Below are 15335 nucleotides of genomic sequence, written 5' to 3'. Positions count from 1 at the left end.
TTAGCCCTCCTCTCTGACCTGGAGCGGCGCGCTCAGATACTCTGCGGAGTGCGGGCCTGCCATCACCGCGAATTCTCCCGGTTCGACAATCCGCGTCAGATCCGCTGATACGTATTCCAGCTCCTCCCGGCCTACACGGAACGTTACTGTCTGCGTGTCTCCCGGCTGGAGGCTGATTTTGCGGAAGCCCTTCAGCTGCTTCTCGGGCCGGGTAATGGAGGAGGCCAAGTCGGAAATATACAGCTGGACCACCTCGCTGCCCGCCCGGTCACCCCTATTAGTTACATCCACGGAGACAAGCGCTTCTTCATCCGCAGAGATTACTGGAGGCTCCACCTTCAGGTTGCTGTAGCTGAATTCACTGAAGCTAAGACCATAGCCGAAGGGATATTCGGCGTGGAAGTCTGTCTCCAGATACCGTTTGCCTCTCGTCCGCCGCTTATAGTAATACACGGGAAGCTGGCCGACATGCTTCGGAATGCTGATCGTCAGCCGCCCGGAAGGATTCACCTCGCCGAACAGGATATCGGCAATGGCATGTCCGCCCTCTTGGCCCGGGTACCACGCCTCCAGAATGGCGTCGGCGTGTTCTACAATCCAAGGCTCAGCAATCGGGCGTCCGTTGATATAGACCACAATCAGCGGCTTGCCCAGCTTGTGAAGCTCCTGCGCCAGCTCCAGCTGCACGCCCATCAGATTCAATGTGGACCGGTCGATGCCCTCTCCGCATTCCATGTCGCTCCAGGAATGCTCCGTCACGACAGAAGCGCCGGTGAGCAAATCAATTGTCCCCTCACCGAAGTCTCTGGCGCTGGAACCGCCGATGGCCAGCACCACCGCATCGGCTTCGGCCGCACAGGCCAGCGCAGGGGCGAAGCCTTCGCGGGAATCGCCCTTGATCCGGCAGCCGGGCGCATACAGGACCTTGTCCGCTCCGCCGCCCAGCGCCTGCCGGATACCCTCTAACACGGTGACAATCGCGCCTGCGGGCTGCGGTGAGGTGTAGTCGCCAAGCTGGTTGTACAGGGCATCGGCATTGGGACCGATTACGGCAAGCTTACGAATCCCCTTGCTTAGCGGCAGCGCTGCGTTCTCATTCTTCAGCATGATGATGCTCTCACCAGCGATCCGTCGCGCCAGCTCCCGGTGCTCCGGCTTGCCGATGATGCTCTCCGCCTGCTCAGGATCGGCATAGGGGCGGTCAAACAGCCCGAGCTTGAACTTCAGCTCCAGAATCCGCGCCGCCGCGCGGTCCAGATCGGATTCCTGCAGCCGTCCATGCTCGATAGCAGCCGCGATATGCTGCTCGAACATTTCGCCTGACATCTCCATATCGATGCCTGCCAGCAGTGCCTGGGCTACAGCCATTTCTCCGCTATCTGCGGTGTTATGACCATTCGTCAGCATGCCCAGCGCTCCGCAGTCCGTGATTACGAAGCCATCGAAGCCCCACTGCTCACGCAATACATCCTGCAAAAGATAACGGTTCGTCGTACAAGGCACGCCGTCAATCTCGTTGTACGCTGTCATAATGGACAGCGCTCCGGCCTCTACCGCCTTACGGAACGGCAGCAGATCGACCTCATGCAGCTCGCGCAGTCCCATATGCACGGGCGCAGAGTTCCGCCCGCCTTCAGAGCTGCCGTAGGCGGCGAAGTGCTTCAAGGTGGCCAGCACGGAATCCCCGGCGTCCAGCCGTTCCCCCTGCAAGCCCTTCACTGCTTCTACACCCATCGCCGCAATCAGGAACGGGTCTTCGCCGAAGGTCTCCTCCGTCCGGCCCCAGCGCGGATCACGCACCACATCAAGCACCGGCGAGTAGGTCGCCGCTCCGCCCTGGCTGCGGGTCTCCAGCGCTACCACCCGGCACATCTCCCGGTATAGCTCCGGGTTCCACATGCTCCCCAGAGCCAGCGGAACCGGGAATACCGTCGCTCCGATAGCCATATGCCCGTGAGAGCACTCCTCGCCGAACAGAATCGGAATCCCGAGCCGGCTCTGCTGCATGGCGTAAGCCTGAATTGCATTAACAGCCTCCGCCCCCTCCTTCGGGGACAGGCCGGTCTCCAGCGTGACCCCGGTCCACGGGTCGGCACGCAGCGTCCCATACAGGGAGCCGACGCCTCCGGCGGCAACCTGGCGCTTGAAGGCCTCTGTCATGCCTGTTGTTCCGTCCGTGCGCTTCTCATAGCACTGCCAGCCGAAAGGCTGGACTAATTGTCCAGCCTTCTCTCCAAGCGTCATGCGCTGCAGCAGGTCCTGTACCCGATCTGCCACAGGGCGCGCTTTATCCTTATAGATCATTTTTACAGCACCTTTCTGCATTAGTCATTCATGCCGCTCTTTGGCGGCACTTCAGAGGATGAATTTTCGAAGAAGATGGATAGAGCCTGTAGGATTTAGTTGGTTTTCCAGCGGTCATAAGCAGCTTGGTTGATCTCAGCCACTCGCTCTCCGCCCATCTTCTTGACAGTTGCCACATAGTTATCCCAGCCAGTCAGCGGCTCGGCGCCGGTGATGAACTTCGCTTCCATCTGCTTGACATAAGTGCTCAGATCCGAATTCAGACTGCTGATTTCCGTCTGCTCTTCCACCGTCAGGAACAGGGCCGGGAACGGAATCCGCGCGCCTTTATCCAGCAGCTTCTGCTTAGTCTCCTGCTCTACCCAGAGGTCAAAGTCTGTCTTCAGCCCCTTGTTAATGTCATCCATCGACAGGGTTGGGGCAGGAATGCCGTAGTTAGGCGTCAAGGTGGCCCGGAAATCTTCCATTTCCTTGCCGTCCGGTACAGGCAGGTATTGCTTCACACGATTCTCTTTGTCGGTGTACTCCCAGAGCGTTCCCTCCGGCCCTTTGTTGAAGAACAGAGCGCCTTCATAGGAATAGAGGTAATCTACCCAGCGAAGTGAGGCTTCCGGTGCCGGATTGCTGTTCGTGATGGCGAATGCGCCGGTCGTAATCCCTCTGTTCTTGGCAATCGCCGGAGCGGACACCGATTCACTGCGCACCGGAGCGAACATCGGATCTGCCGTGGACGGCTCTCCGCCCTTAGTCATATAAGCATGCCAGTCGGAAAAGAGCGCCACGCGGTTATTCTGCGCCTTAGCCTTCTTCTGCTCCGCCGTCTGCGAGAAGCTCTCATGATCCAGCAGTTCCTCGGACCACAGGCGGTTCATATACGTCAGATATTCCTTGTAGCCTTCTTCAAGCGGTGTATAGTGGACCTTGTCCGCATCGTCTACATAGATTTCTTCTTCATAGATGCCAAAAGCGCCCAGCAGCCAGGTGCGGATATCGCGGAGGTTCGCAGCAGTTGTCGTCACCGAAGAGATCGGAATCTCATCGGCGGTTCCGTTGCCGTTCGGATCTTCCTCCTTCACGCGCTTCAGGTAGGTGTACAGCTCCTCAGTCGTTTCCGGCAGCTTATCGATGTTCAGGGCCTTCAGGAAGTCCCCGTTATACCACATCGGGTTGCGGTACCAGTGCTGGCTCATTTCCACCACCGGCAGGGAGTAGATATGACCGTCCGGAGCGGTAATCGATTTACGGACATCCGGGTTCTCCGCAAGCAAAGCCTTGAAGTTCGGAGCGTATTCTTCGATCAGGTCTTCCAGCGGGATCAGAATCCCCTGCTCTCCGTAATTCATCTGCTCGGCAGTCGTCAGACCGGCAGCATAGAAGATATCCGGGTAATCGCCGCTGGCGAACACCAGATTCTTTTTGGTATCGAAGCTGTCCTTCGGCGCATTTTTATATTCCATCGTAATCCCGGTCTTCTCCTTCATCTGCTGGAGCACCGGCATGTTCTCCCAGTTCTGAATGCCCACATCCGGCGCCATCAGCGTCAGGGTAACGGGTTCGCTAACAATCGGGAAGCCCTCCTTGTTCACCGTGGCCTCTCCGGTACTCTTATTCGCGGTGCCTTCATTGGAGCTCCCGCAGCCTGCCAGCAGTCCAAGAATCACAGCCGAAGACAGCAGAATCTTCCATGGTTTACGTGTGATCTGCATTAATAATTCCTCCCTTAGGTTCATTACATTTTAACCTTTAGCCTTTCACAGAGCCAATCATGACCCCTTGGACAAAATAACGCTGCAGGAACGGGTAGACCGCCACAATCGGCAGTGTAGAAACAACGATAACGCCATATTTGACCAGCGATGCCGTCTCTGCCTTATTATTCATGGCCATAGCTACCTCGCCGTTGATCGCAGCGCCTGTTGTTTCAGCAGACATTTCCTGCAGGACCAGAATCTGGCGCAGCACCATCTGCAGCGGATACTTGGCTTCATCATTCAAATAGATCAGGGACGGGAAGTAGCTGTTCCAGTGCCCAACCCCGTAGAACAAGGCCATCACGGCGACAATCGGCGCGGACAGCGGCAGGATAATGCGGATGAACAGCTTCAGATTCGTACAGCCGTCGATGTGCGCCGCTTCCTGCAATTCTTTTGGAATGGTGGACTGGAAAAAGGTGCGGGCGACCACGATGTTCCACACCGATGCGGCCACCGGCAGGATCAACGCCCCCATGCTGTTAATGAGGCCCAGGTTCTTGACGAGCAGATACGTCGGCACCAGCCCGCCGCTGAAGAACATCGTGAACAGAATGAGACCCATGAACAGCTGGCGTCCGACAAAATCAGACCGGCTGAGCGCATATGCAGCAGGCAGCGTAACCGCCAGATTCAGCAGCGTGCCCACCGCCGTGTAAATGATGGTATTGAGATACCCGTTCCAGATTTTCGGGTTCTCGAACACCAGCTTGTAGCCGTCCAGCGTCACATTCTTCGGGAACAGCCACATGGCGCCCGAATTGACATCCTGCGGCGAACTGATGGACGCGCTGAGGATGTAGATCAGCGGATAGAGGACCACTACCAGCGCAAGGCACAGATAGATGTAGGTGCTGATCAGAAACAGCTTATCTCCCCTGGATTCTTTCATGGCAGTAACCATAGACTTCAACTCCTTTCTACCAGAGGCTGTTCTCACTGGTGCGTTTGGCAATCCGGTTCACGGTAACGAGCAGTATTACATTGACCACCGAGTTGAACAATCCGACAGCGGTCGAGAAGCTGTATTGGGCGTTCACCAGACCGGCGCGGTAGACATAGGTGGATATGACATCAGAGGCTTCCATGTTGAGCGAATTCTGCAGCAGCAGGATTTTCTCGAAGCCCAGGCCCAGAATGTTACCCATGTTCAGAATCAGCATGATCGTAATCGTGGGTATAATCGTCGGCAGATTGATATGCAGCACCCGCTTGATCCGGCTGGCTCCATCCACAATGGCTGCTTCATGCAGCTGGGGATCTACGCCGGACAGGGCTGCGAGATAGATGATCGTCCCCCACCCGGTGCTCTGCCAGACGCCCGAGAAGACGTACACCGTCTTGAACCAGGCGGGATCGGTCAGGAACTGTGCGGGCTGGAAGCCCAGGAATTCAATCGCCCGGACAATCATTCCGCTGGAGGGCGACAGGAAGGTAATGATCATCCCCGCCATGACGACCACTGAAATGAAATGCGGCGCATAGGTAACCGTCTGGACCGACTTCTTGAACGGGCCGTTGCGGACCTCATTGAAGGCCAGGGCCAGAATGATCGGCAGCGGGAACCCGATGGCCAGCTCATAGAAGCTGATGCTGAACGTATTCCACAGCAGATCCCAGAAGAAATAAGAATTGAAGAACCGCTCGAAATGGTCGAAGCCTACCCAGTCGCTGCCCGTAATTCCTTTGGAGGGCACGAAGTTCTTGAAGGCAATCTGAATGCCGTACATCGGACCATAATGAAAGATGAAGAAATACAGTAACGCGGGAAGCATGAACAGATAGAGCTCCCAATTCTGCCAGATTCTTTTGCCAAGGGACTTGTTCCCCTTCATTCTCCCACTCCTCTCTATGTTAGTTTTCATTACACATAAATCTGTATCCGCTTCGCATTCTTGCTATGGCCTTTCCTGCTAACGCTTACATCCCAAATTGTAGAGAAACTAAGCTGACATCGTAAATATGTAGGTTGTGCATTGTCATGTTAAAAGAGTGTAAAACCGCGCTGCTACGGGGCTTATGAGCTGAATAACTTCTACGGGCCGCTACTGGCTGACTGCCGTAAATGTGTGAATTATGAACCCTCCTCCCCCCTGCAAAAGTTACATATTGTGATCCCCCGGCAGGTATGCAAACATTTGCTACGAATGCCGACACTACAACACCGACTCAAGATATAGGAGGTTTCTGTCATGACCCGTACAACTGCCCACCTGATCTCACACACCCATTGGGACCGGGAATGGTATATGCCTTACGAGCGTCACCATGTGCTGCTGGCGAAGCTGATGAACGAGCTGCTGGAGACGCTGGAGCAGGACGAGCGCTACCGGTACTTCCACCTGGACGGACAGACCATAATTATTGAAGACTATCTGCAGGTGCATCCTGAGCGGAGAGAGCAGCTGGAGCGGTTCATCCGCGAAGGCCGGATTGTCATCGGCCCCTGGTATGTGCTCCAGGATGAATTCCTGACCAGCTCCGAAGCCAATGTGCGCAATCTGCTGATCGGCCATCAGGACGCGGCGAAATACGGCGTCATCTCGAAGCTCGGGTATTTCCCCGATTCCTTCGGCAATATGGGCCAAGCCCCCCAACTGCTCAAGCAGGCTGACATCGAGACTGCGGTGTTCGGCCGTGGCGTGAAGCCGACAGGCTTCGATAATATGGTCGGCGAGCTGAACAGCACCAGCTATGAGTCGCCATACTCGGAGATGTACTGGGAATCCCCGGATGGCTCAGTTGTGCTTGGAATGCTGTTTGCGAACTGGTACAGCAACGGCAATGAGGTGCCTGTAGATGCTGAGGACGCCAAGGCCTTCTGGGACAAAAAACTCGCGGATGCCGGCAAATATGCCTCCACCCCGGAGCTGCTGTTCATGAACGGCTGTGATCATCAGCCGGTGCAGCGTGATCTCGCGGATGCGCTGGAGACCGCCCGGAAGCTGTACCCGGACACGGACTTCGTCCATTCCAGCTTCGAGCAGTATCTGAAGGCGCTAGCGCCTTCGCTGCCTGAGGATCTGGTCACCGTGCACGGCGAGCTGCGCAGCCAGCATACGGACGGCTGGGGGACGCTGGTGAATACCGCTTCCGCCCGCGTCTATCTGAAGCAGCTCAACCAGCAGGGCCAGACGCTGCTGGAGAAAGGCGCTGAGCCGCTGGCGGCACTCGCTTATCTGGTCAGCGGGCAGGCCTACCCCCATGCCCTGCTGACCTACGCCTGGAAGACCCTGATGCAGAACCACCCGCATGACAGCATCTGCGGCTGCAGTGTGGATGAGGTTCACCGTGAGATGATTACGCGCTTTGAGAAGAGCCGCCATGTGGGAGAAGCTATTATTGAAGACAGCTTGAAGGCGGTCTCCGCGCAGATCGGAACCCGGAATGTTGCCGCCTGGGGCGAGTCTGCCCGGCCGGTGACGGTCTTTAATACCACCGGCTGGGAACGCAGCGGAACAGTTAGCGTGGAGATCATCTTCGCCAAGCGTTACTTCAAGGAAGGGCCGAACCCTGCGGCGATTGCCGAGGCGCTGGATCAGCTTCCGTTTGCGCTTGAGCAAGGGAGGCTGCTGGATGCTGAAGGACGGCATGTGGCTTGCCGGGCGGAGGATCTGGGCACCCGGTTCGGCTACGAGCTGCCGGACGACCAGTTCCGCAAGCCTTATATGGCCCGGATGGTCCGGCTGACCTTCGAGGCCGCGCAGGTGCCGCCGTTAGGCTACAGCACCTACGCCTGGGTAGAGTCGGCGGATGAGTCCGCCGGAGCTGCTGCTGAAGGTCCGCTTAAGCTGCTGGAACGTGGGATGGAGAATGAATTCCTGGCTGTCCGTATCCATGAGGATGGCTCTTATGATGTGGCCGACAAGCGGACGGGCCGCAGCTTCACTGGACTCGGCGTCTATGAGAACTGCGGCGATATCGGCAATGAATATGTGTTCCGCCAGCCGGAGGGCGATGTGGCGCTGACGACCAAGGGACTCGCTGCCCGGATCTCGCTTGCCGAGCAGGAGCCTTACCGGGTCACCTATGAAATCGTGCACGAATGGGCTATTCCCGCTTCGGCCGATGCTTCGTTCGAGGACGAGAAGCGCAGAATGGTGCCGTTCCGGCAGCGCAAAACCGGACGCTCTACGGAGCAAGTGCCGCTGCGGATTGTGACCCGGATTAGCCTGGAAGCGAACGGAACCGGCATTCAGATCTCGGCCGCGTTCAATAATCAGGCTAAGGACCACCGGCTGCGCGTCCTCTTCCCTACCGGTCTGGCCGCCTCGACCGTGCGGGCCGATTCCATCTTCGAAGCCGCAGAGCGCGAGATTGAGCCGGCAGCGGATTGGATCAATCCGAGCAATGCCCAGCACCAGCAGGCTTATGTCAGTGTGTCGGATGGCAGCACCGGACTTCTCGTAGCCAATAAGGGGCTGAACGAATACGAGGTGCTGCGGGACGGCAGCAATACGATTGCCGTTACCCTGCTGCGCAGCGTGTCGGAGCTGGGCGACTGGGGCGTATTCCCTACACCGGAAGCTCAGTGCCTGGGCGAGCAGACCGTAGAATTCGCGGTCCGTCCCTTCGCCGGTGATGCGGACTGGACGGAGGCCTGTGCCTGGGCCTACCAGTACCAGGTGCCTTGGTTCACGGTCCAGACCGGCTGGCAGGAGGGCTCGCTCCCTGCGGTCTATCAGCCGCTGGAATGGCAGGGCCGCACCCTGGCGCTGTCCGCCTTCAAAATGTCCGCAGACCATGAGGACATCATTCTGCGCTGGTACAATCTGGCGGGCGCGGAGCAGGAGCTCGCGCTTACGCCGCATTTTCCTGTGGAGGCTGTCCATGCCAGTGATATTCTGGAACGGCGCAAACAACGGGAGATCCTGGAAGAAGGTACTCTCCGCCGCTCTGTCGGCAAAGCTCAGATCGTCACCTATGCCCTAAAGCCCGTACAACCCTAAATTCACTATGCCAGGAGGAGTTATACTATGAACCTGCCCGCTTCCATTACCGCTTATCTGAATGAGGCCGATGAACGGCTGGCGCATCACCCGAAACTGCAGCAGTTGTTCCGCAACTGCTTCCCGAACACACTGGAGACCACGACCAAGCTGCTGGAAGACGGCACTACCTTCGTGTTCACCGGCGATATTCCGGCCATGTGGCTGCGCGATTCGACGGAGCAGGTGCGGCACTATATCCCTTTTGCCAAGCATGACCCTGAATTGCAGCGGATTCTCCGCGGCCTGATTGCCCGCCAGATGTTCTATGTGAATATTGATCCATACACCAACGCCTTCAACGAGACGGCAAGTGACAAGCATTACCGGGATACGGACGACTGCAATCTGAACCCGTGGATGTGGGAGCGCAAATATGAGCTGGACTCCCTCTGCTTCGTCGTTCAACTGGCTTATATGTACTGGAAGGAAGCGGAGCAGACCGACATCTTCGATGCCGCCTGCTATCAGGCGCTGACCTCCATCGTGAACACGATCGAGACCGAGCAGCATCACGGGGAGAAGTCGCCTTACCACTTCATCCGGCAGACGCTCCAGGATACGGAGACATTGCACAATAACGGACGCGGAATGCCGGTCAACTATACGGGGATGAGCTGGTCGGGCTTCCGCCCAAGCGATGACAGCTGCGAATTCGGCTACAATATTCCCTCGAATATGTTCGCTGTGGTCATTCTGGGGTATATCGGCGAGATGGCAAGCGAGGTATACCAGGACGAGCGGCTGGCGGCAAGAGCGGCGAAGCTGCGCAAGGAGATCGACTTCGGCATCCGTACCTACGGCATCGTGACCCATCCGAAATACGGCAGAATCTACGCCTATGAGACGGACGGCTACGGCAATTACTCGCTGATGGACGATGCCGGAACCCCGGGACTGATCTCCATTCCTTATATTGGTTATGTGGGTGTGGAGGATGAGATTTATCAGAATACCCGCCGGTTCGCGCTCAGCTTCGATAACCCCTTCTATTTCGAGGGCAAGCACGCCAAGGGCATCGGCAGTCCGCATACACCGGGCGGTTACGTCTGGCATATGGCGCTGTCGATGCAGGCGCTTACGGCGGATAACGATGAGGAGATCAAGGAGCTGATCGACATGCTGATCCGCACCGACGCCGATACCGGCTACATGCACGAAGGCTTCCACCCGGATAATCCGGCGGACTTCTCGCGCGAATGGTTCGCCTGGTCCAACAGCCTGTTCGCTACGCTGATCGGCAAGGCGATGGATAAGGGGCTGGTTTAAGGGGGTAACCCTGAACGGATAGCTCATCCTGCACCAAGCAAGTGGAATAACGTATCTTAATTCGCCCATTGGGCTGGAGTTACCGGCAACAGGTGGAAAAACAGCAACTAATATAGTTAGTTTAAGGTACTTTGGATGAATGGGGAGAATTTAGTTGGAGGAAATCCATCTATCATACTTCCTCTATACACAAAACGGCTGCGGCTCCCTTGAACTCAAGGAGGCCGCAGCCGTTTCTATATGTCTGGCTTACCTATGCTTAGTAGCCGCTCTGGCTCTGCTCGCCTTTGGCAATAGCTACGCCGCCGCTGGTTCCGATCCGGCTGGCGCCTGCGCCGATCATTACGAGGGCGTCTTCCGCGCTGCGGACACCGCCGGAGGCCTTCACGCCGATCTCAGGGCCGACCGTTGCCCGCATCAGGGCAATATCTTCCTTCGTGGCTCCCCCGGTCGAGAAGCCGGTTGAGGTCTTCACGAAGTCTGCGCCCGCTTCTACAGCAAGCTTGCAGGCACGGACCTTCTCCTCTTCAGTCAGCAGGCAGGCCTCAATAATCACCTTGGTCAGCGCCTTGCCGCGTGCGGCTTCGACTACGGCAACCATATCGCGCTTGACCAGCTCGTCATTGCCGTCCTTCAGTGCGCCGATATTAATGACCATATCCACCTCACCGGCACCGTTCGCAATGGCATCCTTCGTCTCAAAAGCCTTCGTCTCAGGCGTCGATGCCCCGAGCGGGAAGCCGATTACTGTACATACCTTCACTTCCGGCGTATCCTTCAGTACGGCATGCGCCGTAGCCACCCAGGCCGGATTCACGCACACAGAGGCGAATTTGTAGGCTTTGGCCTCTTCGGCAAGCTTGATAATATCGTCTTTCCGGGCATCTGCCTTCAGCAGCGTGTGATCGATAATCCCGGATATTGTAGTTTCACTCATCATTAATTCCTCCAAGTCATCGGTAATGGATGCGACATCCCTTGTAATCATACCAATAGTCGGACGCTTTTGAAAGCTGGAGGGCATAACATCTGCTAATCCTGTATCCACTCCGGACAGTATAGATCAAGCGCACTGAACCCCTAGTCCTATACATTCACCTGCCGGATAGCCTCCCGCAGATCGCCCGTACTTGCGCTGACGCTCAGCGAAGCCTCGTAGACTTCTTTGATTCGCGCCAATTGCAGATCAGTCAGCTCACGGATCTCCCGGGTCTGCTCCGAGACCTCTCCGGCAATATCGGCCATGCTGCCCACCGCTGCCGCAACCTCCTCTGAGCCGGCGGAGAGCTGCTCCGCTGTCGCCGACACATCAATGATCTGTCCGGCCACCTCCCGGAAGGCGGCGGAGGCCTCCAGCAGAGCAGCCTCCGCTTCGGCTGACATCCGCACCCCTTCCCTCACTTCAGCGGATGCTTCCGTCATCTGTACCCCGATGCTCGCCGAAGCCTGGCTGATATGCAGCAGCAGCTCGGCTACCCGCTCGGCCGAGGCTGCGGAGCCTTCCGCCAGCTTGCGCACTTCACCGGCTACGACAGTGAAGCCTCTGCCGTGCTCCCCCGCATGCGCCGCCTCAATCGAGGCATTCAGCGCCAGCAGCTTCGTCTGATCCGCAGACTCCCTGATCGCAGCCAGCGCACCTTCAATCTCATCCGTGTACTCTTGCAGCCGCAGCACATTATCCAGCGTCTCCCCGGTGGATACAGAGATCGATTTCATTTGCTGGTTAGTGTGGTTCATGGACGTCTGGGACGCCTCTGCAATGTCCAGCGCCTTGACTGCGAATTCCGAGACCGCAGCCGAGGCCTCCGAGATGCGCGAGATGCCCAGCGCCATCTGTTCCATAGCCACAGCGCTGCTCTGTGCGCCTACCGTCTGCGAGTTAGCCCCGGCATGGATATCGCTGATTCTGCCGCTCACCGTCTCACTCATTTTCAGCACATCATCGGCATTCCTGGCGAAGGTCTCGGAGGAGCCGTAGAGACTGTCAGATGCGGTAGACACCCCGGATACCATCCCTTTCACTCTGGCATTCAGATCCCCTGACATCTGGAGCATCGCCTGATAAGCCCTGCCAATCTCATCCCGGGAGGTGACCGGACGGGCATGCAGGATACGGGCTGCTCCGGCGAGATCCCCTTCAGCCATCGTGCCCGCGCTCTCTGTAATCGTCACCAGCGGACGCAAGGACCGGGAGACGAACCAGGCCAGCACCGCGAGTGCGCCCAGAGACAGAGCTAGAATAATACTATAGAGCGGCAGGCTCTCCATCAGGACATCACGGGTCAGCGTACTAAGCACAGCAACATCGGTATCAATGCCCAGCGCCCCGACCAGCTTCCCGCCGGTGTCCTTCATAGGAACGAATGCCGAGATATAATCCCCGTATTCGGGATTGCTGATCAGCGGCGTGCTGGCATTCTCTCCGGCAAGCACAGCCGTAACTGCGGCCGCAGGCATATCGGTAGTCTCATTAATCCCCGAAGCCAGCGGGTCTCCCTCCGGCCTGCCGTCAATCATCAGCTGCGGCTGACGGGCATCATCAATCCTTACAAAATATACATAACGGGCACCAATCGACTTCCGGAACTGATCCAGTTCATGGCGGAGTGACCAGTACAGGTCCGACTCCTGCGGATCGGCCAGGAATTCGCTGTAGCGGCCGGGATCAATCTGTGTCACATAATGGCTGGCAATACTCATGTTGTAGCTGCTGATCGTCCCTTTGACCGCTGATCCGGTGTTCACCCACTGAATGGCGGCATTGCCTGCTGTAATGCAGAGAATCACTAAAGTCATAACACAGAGAATACGGGCAATCAGTCTGGTTCGGATAAAAGAAAACATGGAGGCCTTCCCTTTCGCGCATCACAATTGCGTGGTTATAGTAGGGCCATCCGATAAAGCAATGACAAATGTCCCTCTACCGGAAAATTTCGACAAACTTTTCAAAAATCCTTTTCCAAAGACGGCGCAGACTATTAAAATTTGAAAATCAAGTGGAAACGGCTTTGCTGTCTTTTTAAAGGACGGTACCGTTTCGGCGAGAAATAGAAGGATAATGGATAGCGTGAAACCTATACATTCTTATATTTGAACCAAATCATCCTGCGGGTGAACGATGCTAATGCCTCTCTCACCGGCCGCTTTTCAGGAGCAGTAATGTTGCACTTTTGGCAGGATTTCTCTACACCTTTTACCGGGTTGAAGTACAATGTTGCATTATTTGCATAAATTTAGGTATTTAGAGCAAGTTAGCGCTGAATTTGTTGCAGTTCGTGCAGGATTTCAGCATTGACTGCTTCTTTGGGGCAGTATTGTTGCATTTTTTGCAGGATTCCTCTTAAAATGTTACTGCCTGTGACGCATGGGGCCCTTTCCTCCGCGCAGCTACACCCATTGTATTCGGTTTTTCGTATACACTCAGGCCCACGTACCTTCGCCCAGCACAGTATGTATAGCGTGAAACATACACATTCTTATATTTTTTTTAAAAAAGGCTGCTTCTGAAGCCTAATCGCTCCAAAAACAGCCTTCTGGCCTTAACCCGTCAATGGCCGCCCGAAGGCGAGAATCCAACCCGCTGCACCAGCCGGGTACTTTCTTTATTTTAGACTCGTTAACGGTATAGTCCCGAAGCCTTCACTTCATTGAAGAAGGTGTTGAACTCCTCAATATTAAGCTGCTGCGCCGCATCGGACAAGGCTGTAGCCGGATCAGGATGCACTTCTACCATAATCCCGTCGGCTCCGGCAGCGAGTGCGGCCTTGGCACATGGAATCAGGATGTCCTTGCGTCCGGTAGAATGGGTGACATCGACCAGCACCGGCAGATGGCATTCCTGCTTAAGAATCGGTACCGCCGAGATATCCAGCGTATTGCGCGTCGACCGCTCATAGGTGCGGATACCGCGTTCAATCAGCATAATCTCCATATTGCCGCGGGACATAATATATTCTGCCGCATGAACGAATTCATCCAGCGTAGCGGATAGTCCGCGCTTCAGCAGCACCGGCTTGTTCACTTCCCCTACCGCCTTAAGCAGCTCGAAGTTGTGCATGTTCCGCGCGCCGACCTGAATGACATCCACATAATCCAGCGCTTCTTCAATATGCCGGGGATCGACAATCTCACTGATCGTCAGCAGCCCGTATTCATTCGCCGCTTCACGCAGAATCCGCAGACCATCCATGCCCAGCCCCTGGAAATCATAAGGGGAGGTCCGTGGCTTGAAGGCGCCGCCGCGCATCACCTTGACGCCTGCCTTCTGCAGGGCCGCAGCCACCGTACGGGTCTGCAGCTCGCTCTCCACCGAACACGGGCCAGCTACCATCAGGGAGGATAATCCGCCTACTGTAACGCCGCCCGGCAGCTCAATAACTGTATCCTCCGCATGGTCTTTGCGCGCTACCAGCAGGGTCTTCTTATGCTCCGTACTTTGCAGATCAAGCGAAGCTGAGAAAATCTGCTTGAACAGCGTACGGATGGTTCCATCCGTGAACGGCCCCTTATTGCCTGCGACCATTTTCTCCAGCATCGCCTTCTCCCGCTCAGGATCGAACTTCGGCACGCCTTGCTTCTCTTTGAGCACCCCAATCTCCTGAACGATTCCGGCACGCTCCGAGATCAGCTCCAGCAGCTGACCGTTAATCTCATCCAATCTTGCTCTCAGATCATCCAATTCCACATTACTCATTCCAAGACACTCCTTTGTGCAGTTAATAGTTAAGGCTATGAACGAACGCAAAAAGACCCCCCGCCGCAAGGGACGAGGAGCCGTGGTACCACCCTTATTTAGAGCTGAATCCTGCTGACGCATCAGCACATGACGGCATACCTGAAGGATACCGGCCAGTCGATTCATTCTGTCTTACATCCGTTAACGCAGGAAGCGGGCCACCCTACCCATAACTGCTGCAGCAGTGTACTTCAGGGACCGACTCGGAAGTGAACTTCGGCACTAAGCGTCTAATGGGGGTGCTCTCAGTCTCCGGCACGCCTTCCCTGTTAAAATCCGCTATGAAGT

General features: G+C 56.3%; 10 protein-coding genes. 3 read left to right on the top strand and 7 right to left on the bottom strand.

Translation table 11 applies throughout. The features are described 5' to 3' along the window. The 4 genes from MKY96_RS00705 to MKY96_RS00690 form a co-directional block, all read right to left on the bottom strand. Nucleotides 1-2304 (bottom strand): glycoside hydrolase family 3 N-terminal domain-containing protein, encoded by a 2304-nt coding sequence (locus MKY96_RS00705; protein ID WP_340937916.1) that lies wholly within the window; start codon nt 2302-2304, stop codon nt 1-3. A gap of 95 nt (nt 2305-2399) precedes the next feature. Continuing rightward, a complete protein-coding gene (locus tag MKY96_RS00700) occupies nt 2400-4010 on the bottom strand; it encodes an extracellular solute-binding protein (RefSeq protein ID WP_340937915.1) in 1611 nt (536 codons plus the stop codon). Nucleotides 4011-4047: 37 nt separating this feature from the next. After that, entirely contained in the window at nt 4048-4959 is a 912-nt protein-coding gene (locus MKY96_RS00695) for a carbohydrate ABC transporter permease (RefSeq protein WP_036694906.1), read from the bottom strand. Between the two features lie 16 nt (nt 4960-4975). Then, nucleotides 4976-5890 carry an ABC transporter permease gene (locus tag MKY96_RS00690; protein ID WP_235192024.1) on the bottom strand — a complete coding sequence of 305 codons (915 nt, stop codon included), beginning with the start codon at nt 5888-5890 and terminating at the stop codon, nt 4976-4978. A 357-nt stretch (nt 5891-6247) separates the two neighbouring features. Between MKY96_RS00690 and MKY96_RS00685 the strand changes: the two genes are divergently transcribed. Further along, the gene (locus tag MKY96_RS00685) at nt 6248-9004 is read left to right on the top strand and encodes an alpha-mannosidase (RefSeq protein WP_340937914.1); all 2757 of its coding nucleotides are present in this window, start codon (nt 6248-6250) and stop codon (nt 9002-9004) included. A 27-nt stretch (nt 9005-9031) separates the two neighbouring features. Beyond that, nucleotides 9032-10312 (top strand): glycoside hydrolase family 125 protein, encoded by a 1281-nt coding sequence (locus MKY96_RS00680; RefSeq protein WP_340937913.1) that lies wholly within the window; start codon nt 9032-9034, stop codon nt 10310-10312. Between the two features lie 259 nt (nt 10313-10571). On the opposite strand, the gene deoC is transcribed toward MKY96_RS00680, so the two are convergent. Both deoC and MKY96_RS00670 read right to left on the bottom strand, forming a co-directional pair. After that, complete coding sequence (gene deoC, locus MKY96_RS00675; protein WP_339311648.1) at nt 10572-11249, bottom strand: deoxyribose-phosphate aldolase; 678 nt, start codon at nt 11247-11249, stop codon at nt 10572-10574. A gap of 149 nt (nt 11250-11398) precedes the next feature. Then, nucleotides 11399-13108, bottom strand: a complete 1710-nt coding sequence (locus MKY96_RS00670) for a methyl-accepting chemotaxis protein (RefSeq protein ID WP_340937912.1) — start codon at nt 13106-13108, stop codon at nt 11399-11401. 294 nt (nt 13109-13402) lie between these two features. Between MKY96_RS00670 and MKY96_RS00665 the strand changes: the two genes are divergently transcribed. Then, nucleotides 13403-13543 carry a hypothetical protein gene (locus tag MKY96_RS00665; protein ID WP_340937909.1) on the top strand — a complete coding sequence of 47 codons (141 nt, stop codon included), beginning with the start codon at nt 13403-13405 and terminating at the stop codon, nt 13541-13543. Nucleotides 13544-13928: 385 nt separating this feature from the next. Here the strand turns inward: MKY96_RS00665 and MKY96_RS00660 are convergent, their stop codons facing one another. Next, entirely contained in the window at nt 13929-15005 is a 1077-nt protein-coding gene (locus MKY96_RS00660; protein WP_340937907.1) for a bifunctional 3-deoxy-7-phosphoheptulonate synthase/chorismate mutase, read from the bottom strand. Nucleotides 15006-15335: the final 330 nt, after the last annotated feature.

It is taken from the genome of Paenibacillus sp. FSL R7-0302 (assembly GCF_038006885.1).
In the GTDB taxonomy this organism is placed as follows: Bacteria; Bacillota; Bacilli; order Paenibacillales; family Paenibacillaceae; genus Paenibacillus_AQ.
This window is presented reverse-complemented; position numbering and strand designations above follow the sequence as displayed.

Bases quoted from the DNA above. Each gene is read 5' to 3' on its own strand.
- MKY96_RS00705 (WP_340937916.1), bottom strand. From the start codon at position 2,304: ATGATCTATAAGGATAAAGCGCGCCCTGTGGCAGATCGGGTACAGGAC.
- MKY96_RS00700 (WP_340937915.1), bottom strand. From the start codon at position 4,010: ATGCAGATCACACGTAAACCATGGAAGATTCTGCTGTCTTCGGCTGTG.
- MKY96_RS00695 (WP_036694906.1), bottom strand. From the start codon at position 4,959: ATGGTTACTGCCATGAAAGAATCCAGGGGAGATAAGCTGTTTCTGATC.
- MKY96_RS00690 (WP_235192024.1), bottom strand. From the start codon at position 5,890: ATGAAGGGGAACAAGTCCCTTGGCAAAAGAATCTGGCAGAATTGGGAG.
- MKY96_RS00685 (WP_340937914.1), top strand. From the start codon at position 6,248: ATGACCCGTACAACTGCCCACCTGATCTCACACACCCATTGGGACCGG.
- MKY96_RS00680 (WP_340937913.1), top strand. From the start codon at position 9,032: ATGAACCTGCCCGCTTCCATTACCGCTTATCTGAATGAGGCCGATGAA.
- deoC (WP_339311648.1), bottom strand. From the start codon at position 11,249: ATGAGTGAAACTACAATATCCGGGATTATCGATCACACGCTGCTGAAG.
- MKY96_RS00670 (WP_340937912.1), bottom strand. From the start codon at position 13,108: ATGACTTTAGTGATTCTCTGCATTACAGCAGGCAATGCCGCCATTCAG.
- MKY96_RS00660 (WP_340937907.1), bottom strand. From the start codon at position 15,005: ATGAGTAATGTGGAATTGGATGATCTGAGAGCAAGATTGGATGAGATT.